The sequence below is a fragment of the Brenneria sp. g21c3 genome (assembly GCF_040240345.1).
Lineage (GTDB): Bacteria > Pseudomonadota > Gammaproteobacteria > Enterobacterales > Enterobacteriaceae > Brenneria.
In genome coordinates, this window is record NZ_JBEIAB010000003.1 from 50,603 (window position 1) to 63,470 (window position 12,868).

12 protein-coding genes are annotated in these 12,868 nt (G+C 59.6%); 4 read left to right on the top strand and 8 right to left on the bottom strand.

The window, feature by feature from the left end; genetic code table 11:
• Nucleotides 1-5: 5 nt before the first annotated feature.
• The 8 genes from sctR to sctW are packed head-to-tail and all read right to left on the bottom strand — an operon-like array spanning nt 6 to nt 8,231.
• A complete protein-coding gene (gene sctR / locus ABRZ28_RS05390; RefSeq protein WP_319602665.1) occupies nt 6-659 on the bottom strand; it encodes a type III secretion system export apparatus subunit SctR in 654 nt (217 codons plus the stop codon).
• A complete protein-coding gene (locus ABRZ28_RS05395; protein ID WP_330519678.1) occupies nt 656-1,744 on the bottom strand; it encodes a FliM/FliN family flagellar motor switch protein in 1,089 nt (362 codons plus the stop codon). Before ABRZ28_RS05395 ends, sctR begins: the two co-directional genes overlap by 4 nt.
• A complete protein-coding gene (locus tag ABRZ28_RS05400) occupies nt 1,744-2,253 on the bottom strand; it encodes a type III secretion system HrpP C-terminal domain-containing protein (protein WP_330519679.1) in 510 nt (169 codons plus the stop codon). The genes ABRZ28_RS05395 and ABRZ28_RS05400 overlap by 1 nt, the downstream gene beginning before the upstream one ends.
• A complete protein-coding gene (locus ABRZ28_RS05405; RefSeq protein WP_319602662.1) occupies nt 2,250-2,687 on the bottom strand; it encodes a type III secretion protein in 438 nt (145 codons plus the stop codon). Before ABRZ28_RS05405 ends, ABRZ28_RS05400 begins: the two co-directional genes overlap by 4 nt.
• Complete coding sequence (gene sctN, locus ABRZ28_RS05410) at nt 2,677-4,044, bottom strand: type III secretion system ATPase SctN (RefSeq protein WP_319602661.1); 1,368 nt, start codon at nt 4,042-4,044, stop codon at nt 2,677-2,679. The genes ABRZ28_RS05405 and sctN overlap by 11 nt, the downstream gene beginning before the upstream one ends.
• Complete coding sequence (locus tag ABRZ28_RS05415; RefSeq protein WP_319602660.1) at nt 4,045-4,980, bottom strand: FHA domain-containing protein; 936 nt, start codon at nt 4,978-4,980, stop codon at nt 4,045-4,047.
• A gap of 9 nt (nt 4,981-4,989) precedes the next feature.
• Complete coding sequence (sctV, locus tag ABRZ28_RS05420) at nt 4,990-7,092, bottom strand: type III secretion system export apparatus subunit SctV (RefSeq protein WP_330519681.1); 2,103 nt, start codon at nt 7,090-7,092, stop codon at nt 4,990-4,992.
• Nucleotides 7,092-8,231 carry a type III secretion system gatekeeper subunit SctW gene (gene sctW / locus ABRZ28_RS05425; RefSeq protein WP_330519682.1) on the bottom strand — a complete coding sequence of 380 codons (1,140 nt, stop codon included), beginning with the start codon at nt 8,229-8,231 and terminating at the stop codon, nt 7,092-7,094. The genes sctV and sctW overlap by 1 nt, the downstream gene beginning before the upstream one ends.
• A 362-nt stretch (nt 8,232-8,593) precedes the next feature.
• On the opposite strand from sctW, the gene ABRZ28_RS05430 reads away from it, so the two are divergent.
• The 4 genes from ABRZ28_RS05430 to ABRZ28_RS05445 all read left to right on the top strand — a co-directional run bounded on the left by ABRZ28_RS05430 (nt 8,594) and on the right by ABRZ28_RS05445 (nt 12,671).
• Nucleotides 8,594-9,139 carry an RNA polymerase sigma factor gene (locus ABRZ28_RS05430; RefSeq protein WP_319602658.1) on the top strand — a complete coding sequence of 182 codons (546 nt, stop codon included), beginning with the start codon at nt 8,594-8,596 and terminating at the stop codon, nt 9,137-9,139.
• 146 nt (nt 9,140-9,285) lie between these two features.
• Nucleotides 9,286-10,755, top strand: coding sequence for a PAS domain-containing sensor histidine kinase (locus ABRZ28_RS05435; protein WP_330519683.1), 1,470 nt, complete (start codon nt 9,286-9,288; stop codon nt 10,753-10,755).
• A 20-nt stretch (nt 10,756-10,775) separates the two neighbouring features.
• Nucleotides 10,776-11,417, top strand: coding sequence for a response regulator (locus ABRZ28_RS05440; RefSeq protein ID WP_319602656.1), 642 nt, complete (start codon nt 10,776-10,778; stop codon nt 11,415-11,417).
• Between the two features lie 300 nt (nt 11,418-11,717).
• Nucleotides 11,718-12,671: a sigma 54-interacting transcriptional regulator gene (locus ABRZ28_RS05445; protein WP_319602655.1), complete on the top strand. Its 954-nt coding sequence runs from the start codon at nt 11,718-11,720 to the stop codon at nt 12,669-12,671.
• The last annotated feature ends 197 nt before the right edge of the window (nt 12,672-12,868 follow it).

Genomic DNA, 12,868 nt, shown 5'->3' on the forward strand with positions numbered 1-12,868 from the left:
GCGTCTCACAGGTAACTGTAAAAAAGGCCGTCCAGCAGCCGGGTCCAGCCATTGACCAGCACGAACAGCAACAGCTTGAGCGGCAGCGACAGCGTCATGGGCGCCACCATCTGCATCCCCAGCGCCAGCAGGACGTTGGAGACGATCAGATCGATAACGATAAACGGGACATAGATAAGAAAGCCGATTTTGAAGCCGGCGGTCAGCTCGGACAGCACGAAAGCCGGGATCACCAGCAGCAGATTCTGGGTATCCGCCTTTTCCGCCAGCGATGGCGGCCACATGCGCAGGCTGTTCTCATGTAAATGGGTGAGGATATCCGGATCGGTATTGCGCGACATAAATGTCTGCAACGGCGCCAGTCCGGGCATCACGCTCTCATGCAATGCGGTAATGTCGCTGGTGTCCGGCGGATTTTCCTTAAAGCGCGCGGAGATATCCTGAAACACCGGCGCCATGACGAACAGGGTGGCGGCAAGGGCGATGCCGTACAGCGCCATATTGGGCGGAACCTGCTGTACGCCGATGGCGTTGCGGGTGATCAGCAGCACGATGGCGATTTTTAAAAAGCAGGTACAGACGATCATCAGCAAAGGGATCAGCGATAGCGCGCCCAGCATGAGCGCGAACATCAGGGGATCGAAGGCGCCGGACGTCATACGTCGGACTCCTGGTCGTGCGCCGCGTCCGGCGTGGACAGCATCTGCGTAATCTGTAGCCCCAGCTTGCCCTCGATATCGATCAGATCGCCTTTCGCCAACGGCATATCGCCGTGACACAGCCAGGCTTCGCCCGGCGTTACGTCGCGCAGCGTCAGGATCGCGCCGCGGGTCAGCCGCTGAAGCGCCGGCAGGGTGATGGCGATCTGTCCGCAGCGGATGTTGAACGTCACCGGCAACGGCGGCAACCGGTTCGTAGTTGACGAATCAGTTGGCATTGATGCGTTTTCATTGGTGACGCCGTCACTAATATCCTCGGCGTCAGTCTGCCGTGCCGGCATCTCGTTAAAAGGGGCATTCATCGAACATGTCTCCATATCGGCGATGACGAAATGGTAAGGGGCCGGTCCCGTCAACTGCATCGCGCCTTGCAAACGCCACGACGCCAGTAGGATGGAACCCTGACCGTCAGGGGAAAAATAGGGCGCCGTCGGCACAATGACATCGCCGGGGCGAAGCTGATGCAGCATCGCCGGCGTCAGAACGGTATCGGCCAGAATCAGAGGGACGGCAAATGACAGACGGTGCAATAAAGAGCGATAAACCGGCCGCCAGCCGGGGCGTTCAAGCAACGCCCGCCAGCAGGACGCGGCGGCCTGTAGCCGGCTGCGCGCGCGAATACCGTTCCAACTGACCGTGAGCCAGGCCGCTAGCGGCATTTCCGCGGAGTCGGGAGCGGGATGCGGATAAATCTGTCCCACCAGGTCGATGACCGACGCGGCCAGCGACTGGTTATACAGCGTCCAGTACCATGCCTGTTCCGCCTGCGTCGCGCCGACCGGCAATAGCGGACAGTCGGATAACAGACCCAGCACCGGCGACGGCGAGGAGAGCGCAAGGATGCCGCTATCGCAGCGCCAGTAGCTGAGCTGTTCGTCCGCCGGCGGCTCTTCCGCCAGGCTCAGACGGATCTCGCCGACGTGGCCGTCGCGCTCGAAAGGCAGCGTCAGTCCGGCGGCCAACCGGCTGTGCAGATCGGCTCGATCGCCGGCCAGGCGCGGCAGCGTCAGGGGCTGAGCGACCATTATCGTTCCTCCCGGTCGTCGAAACTGAGCCGCACCGGGCAGCCCAGCGCATCGCAGAGCGAGCGGCGGCAGGCCTCCCGGCGATGTTTTAATAACTGATAGGCTTCGCGGCTGAAACGGAGCGCGATATCCCAGCCCTGCGGCGACAGCGACGCCAGCATGACGTCGATATCGCCCAGTTGCGGCAGTTGCAGACTGAATGAAAACGGCGGATGACCGATATTCTCCATTGATTCGAGCAATTCGCACTGTAGCGGCGGCCATTGTGACGGTGTCACGCTGGCGGGTAAGTCATCCGCCGGCGCCGGCTGCGGCGGCGTAAAAGCGCTCGGGAGCGGCGAGACGTTTTCCGGCTGATGCAGCGCCCACTCAAAACCGTGGTCGACGCTGAACGCTTCCCAGCCGTATTGCGGCGCTTCCTCGCCGCGCCGCGGCGATTTCTCCGGCAGGCCCGCGGCTGAGGCCGGAGCGTTGGACGGTTTGTGCTGGGGTATGGCGGCGTTATTCATAGGCTCTCCCGATGTAGCGTTAACAGGCACGCCAGTTTTTCGACGGCTTTCTGGTTTTGATTCACCAATTGGCGGGCTTGCCCGACCTGCTGTTGCTGCTGACGCTGTTGTTGCCGCTGCTCATGGCCCCGCTGACTTTCAAGCTCGATTTGGTGGAGCGCCCGGCGCTCGGCGTCCAGTTGCGATTTCAGATCGTCCAGTCCCTGATCGCGGCCTTTTAGCTTTTCGTTCAACGCATCGCGCTGCTGCCGGCCGGCGCGGCGCAAGGTTTGCAACTGCGTTTGATGTTGTTGCAGCCGCGCGTTAATGCTCTTCAGCGTATTCTCCGCCTGTCGCAACTGGCGTTCGCTGCGTATCAGGCGCTGGCGGCGGATGGGCATCAGTACATTCAGGGCGGCCTGCAATGTCTGGGCGTCGCTATCGTTATGCGGCATAGGCGCTGACCTCGGCTAATTGCTGTTGAATCGCGTCATAGGCCATCGGGTCGCGCATGGCCTGACGCAGAAACCGGTTGATTTCTCCCTGGGCATTGACGGCCGAGTCGGTCAGCGGATCGTGGCCCGGCTGGTATTCTCCCAGCCGGATCAACATTTCCACCTGTTTATACGCGGCCATCAGGCGACGCACCGCTCCGGCGTGATGGTTATGTTCCCGGTCGACCACATTGCTCATGGTTCGGCTCAGGCTGGCCAGCACATCAATGGCCGGGTAATGGCCCTGTTCCGCCAGCCGACGGGTCAGCACGATATGGCCGTCAATCAGCGATCGCACTTCGTCCGCCACCGGATCGTTCATCGAGTCCTGCTCAATCAGCACCGAATAGAGGGCGGTGATGGCGCCTTCCTGCGTCTGTCCGGCGCGCTCCACCAGCCGCGGCAACAGGGTATAGACCGACGGCGGCAGCCCGCCGCGCCCCTGCGGTTCGCCGAGCGCCAGGCCGATTTCACGCTGGGCGCGGGCGAAACGGGTCAGGGAGTCGATAATCAGCAACACCTGTTTGCCGTCGGCGCGGTACGCTTCGGCAATCGCCGTCGCGGTGAAGGCCGCGCGCGCGCGCTCCATGCTGCTGCGATCGGACGTGGAGCAGACCAGAACGGTGCGGCGGCGCAGATCGTCATCCAGTTCATGATCGAGAAACTCGCGCAGCTCGCGCCCGCGTTCGCCGATCAGACCGAAGACGATGGCGTCGCACGGCGTGTTGCGCGCCAGCTCCGCCAGCAGAGTGGTTTTACCGCAGCCGGCGCCGGCAAAGATACCGACGCGCTGCCCCTGGCCCAGCGTCAGCAGTCCGTCTATCGCCCGCAGACCGGTCGGCAGCGGCGCGGCGATGCGCGGGCGCTCGGTCGGCGGCGGCGCATCGCCCAGTACCGGTCGCGCCTGATGATGACGGCTGCCCGGCTGCACAAAGGCGCTTGCGGCGCCGTCCTGCAATGCGCGGCCGAAACCGTCCAGTACGCTGCCAAACAGCGCGTCCGAAACCTGAATGCAGTGCGGCTGATAAAGCGGGGTGACGACGGCGCCCTGGGCGATGCCGTCGAGCGCGCCCAGCGCCGACAGAAACGTGTTCTGCGGACTGAAGCCCACCACTTCGGCCATTACCTGGCCGCCGTCTTTCCGCCCGACCAGACAGAGATCGCCGATGCGCGCCTGCGGCAGGCCGCACTCCAGCAAAATCCCGCTGATGCCGATAACCCGGCCTTTGATATCGACCGGCGCGTAAGCGGACAACCGCTGGCGCTGTTGCTGAAACCAGCGCTTCATCTGTGGAAAGTCCGTTGCGGTTTGCCTCATTTACCAGTTCACCTTAATTTGCTGTTGACCGCCAAACACGATCTGGTGATCGTCGATGCTGACCAATCTGAGCTGTTCCACTTCATCGCCGACGAACAGTCGCCGGCCATCGGCGGTCACCACATTGGCCCTCGGCCCGCTGGTGACCTGCACAATCTGAAACGGCAGTTGAGCGCTCTTTATCTGCGTGCGGTTATCGACCGTGAGCGCGGTGTTATATCGTTGGTGGAATTGGATGAGCATCCGTTCCAACTTTTTTTGCTCTTGCGGCGTTAACTGGCCGGTTAGCGTGACCAGCGTATGGGTGGAAGCCAGTTTTACCGCGTCGGTAAGCTCCCGCTCCCGCAACAGGGTTCTCAGCGTGTGCTCCAGTTGCGTCATGGTATTGAGCTGGCGGCGCGTGTCCTGCGGCGGCGGCGCGGGCGGCATGGCGACGCTTTCCTGCAACAGCCAACCGCCCACCATCGTCGCCAGCAACAGGCTCAGCAGCAGATAGCAGCTCTTGGCCCACAGCGGCAGCCGCGCGGGCGCAACGGTCGCGGCCGCCGCCGCGACGGGCTGTTGTTCCTGCGTCGGGGGCGGGATATCGTCTTGCCCGGCAGGCGAACCGGCGTCGGGTCGCTCCGTCTCTTCGCTATCCCAGGGCGTATCGGCGGCGACCACGCACAGCCAGATGTGATGAAGGGCAAAGGGCGTGCCGGGCGTCAGATCGGGGATTTGCGTCACGCTATGGCCTTCCGTATCGCAGAGATCGCCGTCCAGCGCGCTGAGCAGCCAGCCGTTCTCCTGTTTTTCCAGCAGCGCGTGGCGCGCGCTGATACCCGGATCATAGAGAGTCAGATCGGCATCGTCATCGGCGCCGATCCGCCAGGCGCTGCCGCTCAGCGGTAATGCCGCCCCCCGATGCAAGCCCGTCAGTACGCGTAACTCAAACATATTTCCTTCCTATGCATTAAAAGCGGCGTTGTCGGCATACAGATCAAAACGCCCCAGGACGTTGATCGATAGATGAGATCCCAGTTCGGTGAAAGAGAGCACCGGAACATGATGGAATTCCTCCTGTAGCAGGGCGCGCAAAGGGCTGCGCAGATCCTGCGCGACCAATATCTGGCCGGCGGCGGGCGCGGAGAGTGGAAAGGCGCGCCGTAACTGCTCGAGAAAGGTGGCGGCATAGTCCTGCGTTAAGGCGAAGAAGGTTTCATTCTGGGTCTGACGCAGCGAGTCGCGCAGCAGTTCTTCCGTTTCCGGCGTCAACAGCCAGACATGCAGGCAGTTTTGCCGGCTGTACTGGTGGCAGATTTGCGATTTCAGCGCCAGCCGGACGTAGTCGGTCAGCGCATGGACGTCTCGCTCGTGCTGACCGATTTCGATCAGCGCCTCGGCAATCGGCCGCACCGCGCGCAGCGGCACCCGCTCCGACGCCAGCCGCTGCAATACGGCGGCAAAGCGCGACAGCGGCATGATGCGTTGCAGTTCCTGCGCCAGCTCCGGTTGCTCGCTCTCCAGCCAGGTCAAAATCGCTTTGCTTTCCTGTAGGCCGATAAACTGCGCGCCGGAACGGTGAATGGCGTTTTCCATGCGCAGCAGGATTAACGCTTGCGCCGACCAGCGCGGGCAGTCTTCCTGCGCAAGCGCCGGGTGAGAAGGCGAAACCCAGCACCAGGCGGACTCATCGCGCAGCGCGGAGCCGACGATGGCGTCTCCCTGTTGGTCCGGATCGATCGCAGAGCAGGGTACCGCCAGCCGTTCGGTGTTCAATGTGGCTTTAACATGGGGAATTTCGTATACGCAGAACTGGAATTCGTCCTCATCCAGATGCTCGCTGAATTCAATATCAAACGACGGCAGCGTCATGCCGAACTGATAAACCAGCCGGTTGCGTAAACGACGGATATGCTGCACCAGCGAGAGCGTGGCGGGGGTTCCCTGCATGGACGAATGGAACAGCAGCAGATAGGCGCGGGTAGGATTGAAGCGCCGCAAATCCTGGTAGCCGTTTTGTTCGGCCGGCAGGTTGTCGGCCTCCGCCTGTGAATGGCTCAGGATCCCTTGCTGTTTGATGCGCCATAGCTGAAACACCCCGCTGCCGAGCGAGGCGAGGCTAATCGCCATAAAGACCAGCGAGGGCATGCCCGGCAACAGGGCGAAGCCAAACATGCCGATGGCGGAGATGATCCACGCCTTGGGCTGACTGGTGAGCTGTTCGGCGATTTCGCGGCCGATGTTGGCGTCTATCGGCTGGCCTTCGGCGGAGACGCGCGTGATGATCATCCCGGCCGTCAGCGAAATCAGCAAGGCGGGGATCTGGGCGATCAGGCCGTCGCCGATGGTGAGCACGGAATAGACGTGCATGGCGTCGGCGGCGGCCATATCATGCTGCAACACGCCGATGGCGAATCCGCCGAGCATGTTGATAAACACGATCACCAGACCGGCGATCGCGTCGCCCTTAACGAATTTCATCGCGCCGTCCATCGCCCCGAACAGCTGGCTTTCTTTCGCCAGGTTATCGCGCCGCTGGCGGGCCTGATGGGCTTCAATCAGCCCGGCGCGCAGATCGCTGTCGATAGACATCTGTTTACCGGGCATGGCATCCAGCGTAAAGCGGGCGGCGACCTCGGCCACGCGTTCGGAGCCTTTGGTGATAACCAGAAAATTCACCACGGTCAGGATCAGAAAGATCACCAGTCCCACCGCCAGATTGCCGCCCACCACATAGTTGCCGAACGCTTCGACGATATGGCCGCCGTCCTGTTGCAGCAGGATCTGGCGGGTGGTGGAGATGGATAGCGCCAGCCGGAACATGGTGGTCAGCAGCAGCACCGCCGGGAACGTCGAGAACGCCAGCGGTTTGGGCAGATACATCGCCAGCACGATCAGCAGCGACGACACACAGATATTGAATGCGATCAGCACGTCAATCAGGCTGGTCGGCAGCGGAATGATCATCATGAATACGATCGACATGACGATCGCCGCGCCGACCACTTCCGAGCGCTGCATGGCGCTGAGCGCGATGCGATTGAGCCAGATAATCAGCAGATTCATCACGCCAGCCCGTCCGGTTTTGGTGACAATGTCACTTTGTTGTTTTCATGGCGGGTGGCGTCGCCGATCAGCCCGCGGATGAGGTGCAGGGCGGTTTGCCGGTTTTTCAGATCGCGCCACAGCGGCTGCGGCAGTCCGCTGACCAGCGGCAGCAGCGCGCTGAAAAACAGCGCCTGGTGCGGCGGTTCCGTTCCCGCCACCTCGCGCCCCAGATTATGCAGGTCGCGCGCGTAGGCGCCATTGGCGCTCAGGCCGATCAGGCGGCGGGTCAGTTCGACGGCGCCGAGGGTAAACGCGGGCAATTTCGCCGACAGCCGGTCAAGCATTTCCCGGCTGGTCGCCAGGGTATGACTCAGGTGGAGCGAGTCGTTAAGGCTGCCGAGCATTTTTCGCAGCGCCGTTTTGGGAATGGACGAGCACTGACTGACGATATCCGCCGCCAGCGCCCGCTGCATGGTGCGCAGCCCGTCCTGGAAGTGTTGCGGGTCGACGCGTTCCAGCAGGGCGTCCAGCAGCGCGCCGACCGACTGTTGATGTACGACTTTCTGATAGTAGAGATCGCGCATGGTTTGCCGGTGTTCCGGCAGGGTGCTGAACAGCGAGATGGCGCTGGCGGTGTTTAAGCCCGCCCGAATCTCCGGCTCTTTTTCCTGATGCAGCCGTTGCAGCGCCTGCTGCGCGGCGGCGGTCAGCGCCGGGTGTTTCGCCCGCACCTGCCTGAGCAGCACATCGCCGCGCGCCGCATCGTTCCCCACGGCCTGAAGTATCGCCGCGACGGTCGGCGCTTTCTCCCGGCCCAGCAGGTCGCACAGGCGGTCCATCTGCTGCGCGTAGGTACCCTCGGCCGGGTTTTCCAGCAGTTTGAACAGCTCGGTGAGTTTTTCGATCCGCTCGACGTTGGCCAGCGTCCGCACGCCGGTTTGCGCGATATGACGACGATTAAGGGATTTGCTTCTCCGCTCCGCCTGCTCGCCGAACGCCATGGCGACTTCTTCCATCGACGTGGCCAGCGGCGGGCGCAGCGCTTCATGGTGTGCGGGCGCCTTGATCGCCGCCGTCTGGGCGGCCGGATCGTTATCGGTCTCTATCGGTCGGGTTATCGGTGTTGGCACGGGCGTAACACTTTGAATTTTAATCATCATCCGGTCCGGCGTAAGTCAACAAGGTGTTGTTGTGTGGCTTGGGAGGCGCAGTGGTTCCTGAATTTTCACGACGCTGACCGGGCGCGGCGGCAACTGGCGATGGCGGTTTGAAATCGGTATTTCGATTGCGGTGATAAATCAGAGTAATAGGTATTTCATCGCGGAAGGAATCCTATACTTTTGTGGTATTGCAAAAACTTGCAGTCGATTTTTGCATGTCGCGGCAATATCTTGCGCAAAAAACCAATGCAAAGGAAATAAATTTATATAAATCAATGAAATAATTCGTTTGGACGAGTGGCACAGAGCTTGCTCTACCGTTGGCGCCAATAACGGCGAATAACGGAGAGTGAGTAAAAATGGAAACCTTTACCCTGACATATGCCGACCAGAAAGACACCTTGCCTCGCGCACCGTCCGTCGATTGGGAGCAAGTGTTTCGGCAACATGGCAGCAAGTTGCATAACTTTATCCGTAAACGTGTCGGTAACCATGACGATGTGGAGGATTTACAGCAAATGACGTACCTGGAGGTGTTGAAGCATCAGGATAAATTTCTCGGCGCGTCGCGCCCGGAAACCTGGGTATTCGGCATCGCCCTCAATCTGGTGCGCAATCATTTCAAACAGATGCGTCAGCGATCGTATGAAATCGGCGATGAGGCGCTGGAATACGTAACGGGTGATGCGGATCCGCTAATAATCACAGAGAGTCGGAAAACGTTGACCAAGGCATCTGAGGCCATGTCCCGCCTGCCGGACGAAACGCGCAATATGCTGTTGATGTTGCTCGATTCGGACGTCAGCTATCAGGACATCGCGCTCCGGTTGGATATTCCTATCGGAACCGTTCGTTCACGGCTATCCCGCGCGCGCGGGGTTATCCGCCAGGCTGTGGAGACCTGATCCTGCCAATTAACTAGAGGTTAACGCCTTCTGTCAGCACGCGTGACCGTACGGTAGCCGTTGGGTTCTGCGCTCTGATCCTGTGATGTATCGAAACGCCGCGCGGCCATGCCATGCGGCGTTATTCACTAAACAAGGAGATGGCTATGATGTTCACGCAACCTTTTCAGTCCGTGTCAGACACCAATATGCCGCAGTTGGAATTGGTGGATTTTGCGCTAAGTCGGATAAAAGATGCGATTTATATCGTGAATGGAGAAGAACGCTTCTGTTATGTCAATGCATCGGCATGCCAGATGCTGCACTACGGCAGTCGGGCGCTTTTGCAACTGCGCGTCACGGATATCGACCCCGACTGGACCGGCAGAACCCAATCGGACAGCTGGTGGAAAGCGTACAAATCGGACAGCGGCGTCACGTTTGAAACGCGGCACGTCACCCGTTTCGGCATGATCGTCCCTGTCGAAGTCAATTTGACACGCTTCAAGCATAAAGGACGTAGTTACTGTATGTGTGTAGTAAGAGATATCAGGGAACGGAAGCATATTGAGCAGTTGGCCTATGCGCGGGAACAAGAGTTTCGCGCGCTGGTTGAAAATACGCCGGATCTGATAACCCGCTTTGATCCGCAGTTGAAGTGTCTTTACGCCAATTCGGCAACGTTGGTTCACCTGGGGCTAGCCCTTGAACAGCTATTGGGTCGTCAATTCACGGAGTCAATGCCCGGCGCCCGCTGCGCGATGCATATTCAGCAACTGCTGCAACAGGTGGTCGATACCCGCAGCAGCGCCGAAGGGGAACTGGCGGAAGAAAACGGCAAGGGCGATCAGCGCCACCTGTCCATCCACCATATTCGCTGTGTTCCCGAGTTCGATCGGCATGGGGCGCTGGTGTCGATTCTTGCCGTCGGGCGCGATATTACCGCGATCCGTTATGCGGAAAAAAAGCTGGCGGATTCGCATATGCAGCTGCGCCTGCTGGCGCGTCAGCGCGAGATCTCGCGTGAAGCGGAGCGCAAGCATATCTCCAGAGAGATTCATGATGAGCTGGGGCAACACCTTACTACCATCCGTATGAGCCTGTCGCTGATGCGCATGTGCCATGCCCGGGATAATCCGGATTTGCAGGCGCAATTGAAAAAACTGATGCAATTGTCGGATCAGACAATCCAGGTGGTGCGCAATGTGTCCACCAGCCTGCGGCCCAACGTGCTCAATATGGGGCTGACGCCCGCGCTGGAATGGCTGTGCGACGAATTCAACCGTAACTACAGCGGCGGCTGCGTATTAAAAACGGCGCAGCCGGAGCTGACGCTGAAGGATGAAAGCGCCACGGCGGCATTTCGCGTCGCCCAGGAGTCGCTGACCAACGTCGCGCGGCACGCGCAGGCCACCAGGGTGGTCATCACGCTTGAAAGCCAGTCCGGCAATGTGGTGTTGCGGATCAGGGATAACGGTAAAGGGTTTAACACCGGGATCGACAAAGCGGATACCTTCGGCCTGATCAGCATGAAAGAACGCGGCAGCATGCTGGGCGGCGAAGTGGTCATCGATAGCGCGCCGGGTCGCGGCACTCTGGTGCAGCTTACGTTTCCGAACGATACGGATAGGCGTTAAACAGGGAAAAGGAGTACGTGATGGATAAGCAGATCCGCTTAATGATTGCGGACGATCACGTCATTATGCGTGAAGGCCTTAAGCAGATTTTTGCTCTGGACGACACGCTGAATGTGGTCGCGGAAGCGGGAAATGGCGCCCAGGTGCTGACGAAGCTGCGCAGCAGCAGTCTCGATCTGTTGCTGCTGGATATGTCGATGCCGGGCATCTGCGGCGAAGACCTGATTTTACGGATTGTGGCGCAATATCCTCTATTGCCGATTCTGGTGCTGAGTATGTACAGCGAAGCGCAAATCGCGCAGCGCGCGCTGAAAAGCGGAGCCAGAGGCTATATCACCAAAGATAAGGACCCGGAAACCCTGCTTTCGGCGATCCGGCGGGTCGCGCAGGGGGGGCGTTATATCGACCACACCATCGCCGAGCAGCTGGTCTTTTTCGACTGTGAGGAGAGGGGAAGAGCGCAGCATGAGGTGCTGACGCAGCGCGAGCATCAGGTGATGGTGATGTTTGCCCAGGGTATGGGCATCAATGCCATCGCCAAAACGCTGGCCATCAGTAATAAGACGGTGAGCACCCATAAGTCGCGGCTGATGGAGAAAATGCAGTTCAACACCAATGCCGACATCGTCAAGTATGTGCTGAATAAGCGCCTTATTTTATAACCGTTCACTCAGGCCCCTTTGCGTTCGCGCTGGCGGAGGTAGGGATTTTCTGACCGGTTTCTCCATAATTCCTACCTCAGGTTCAGCCATAACTGATGGTTTCGCTTTTCATTGATGGCAATGCTTAGCCCCACTCCGTCCCTGGCTAACCGGAACGTTTAACGCCGCGTTGGCCGCGCAGGGATGAGGAATTACCGTAAGAACGTTCGGAAGATGGATTACCCAAAGGATTTCAGACTGCCGGCGGCAGTTTGAACGTTTAAGGGATAAGTCAGCCCGAAGGGGCTCAGGAGCAGGCAAATGTTTAGGAAAAACAGTGACGCCTACCACTGGGCAGGTTCATGCCCGGAGTTCGCGTCAGCGGCTTATATATCAGAAGACATTCACGCGACATTATCTCCACTTGTCGATGTTATCGCCCCTCTCAGCGTTGATATCGTTCTGGAGGGAGAGACGGGAACCGGTAAAGATCGACTGGCCCGTCGTATTCATCAGTTATCGGGATGCAGCGGACCGTTGGTGGCGGTCAACTGCGCCGCCATTCCCGAAAGTCTGGCGGAAAGTGAACTCTTTGGCGTGGTTTCCGGCGCTTATACGGGCGCCAGCCGTTCACGGGCGGGGTATGTGGAATCCGCGGACAAGGGCATTCTCTTTCTGGATGAGATCGACAGTATGCCATTGATGCTGCAAGCGAAAATGCTGCGAGTATTGGAAAACAGGGGGGTAGAGAGGCTGGGCAGTACGCTGTTCAAACCGTTGGATATGCGGGTGATTGTGGCGACGCAAACCCCGCTCAATCAACTGGTGGATAAAGGCTTGTTCCGGCGCGATCTCTATTTTCGCCTGGATACGGTCAAAATACAGCTTCCCACATTGCGTTCCCGCACCGATCTCATCGTTCCCATGTTCCAACGCTTCTGTAACGAGGCGGCGCAGCGCCTGAAGGTGTCCCCCCCGGCGGTCACCACGCATTTGTATGAACGTCTGCTGGCTCACGCCTGGCCGGGGAATATCCGCGAGTTAAAGGCCGCCGCGGAGCGCTGGGTTCTGGGGTTATCGCCGTTGGCGTCGGTCGCTGAACCGGCTCATCAACCGTTGCAGTTGAAAGACCGCATGAGGCGCATTGAGAAATTTTTGATTCAGGACGCGATGCGGCGCCATGGTCACTGTATTGACCGGGTCGTCACGGAGCTGGGCATCCCCAAACGCACGCTCTATCACCGGTTAAAGGTGCTGAATGTGAGCGCGCGTTGACGCGCGACGGAGGGAGACGGCGGCGTGTCCGCGCCGTCGCCGCAGGGAAGCTCGGCAAATTATCCCGCGGCGATAGACAAAAAGTTCGGCAGGCGTGGAACCGCCGCCGTCGCTTCTCCACTTAACCAATGAACTGGATAGCTGTGGCAACAGCAGCACGGTTCCTCTCTTATTAATGTTAATCACGTTGGAGATAC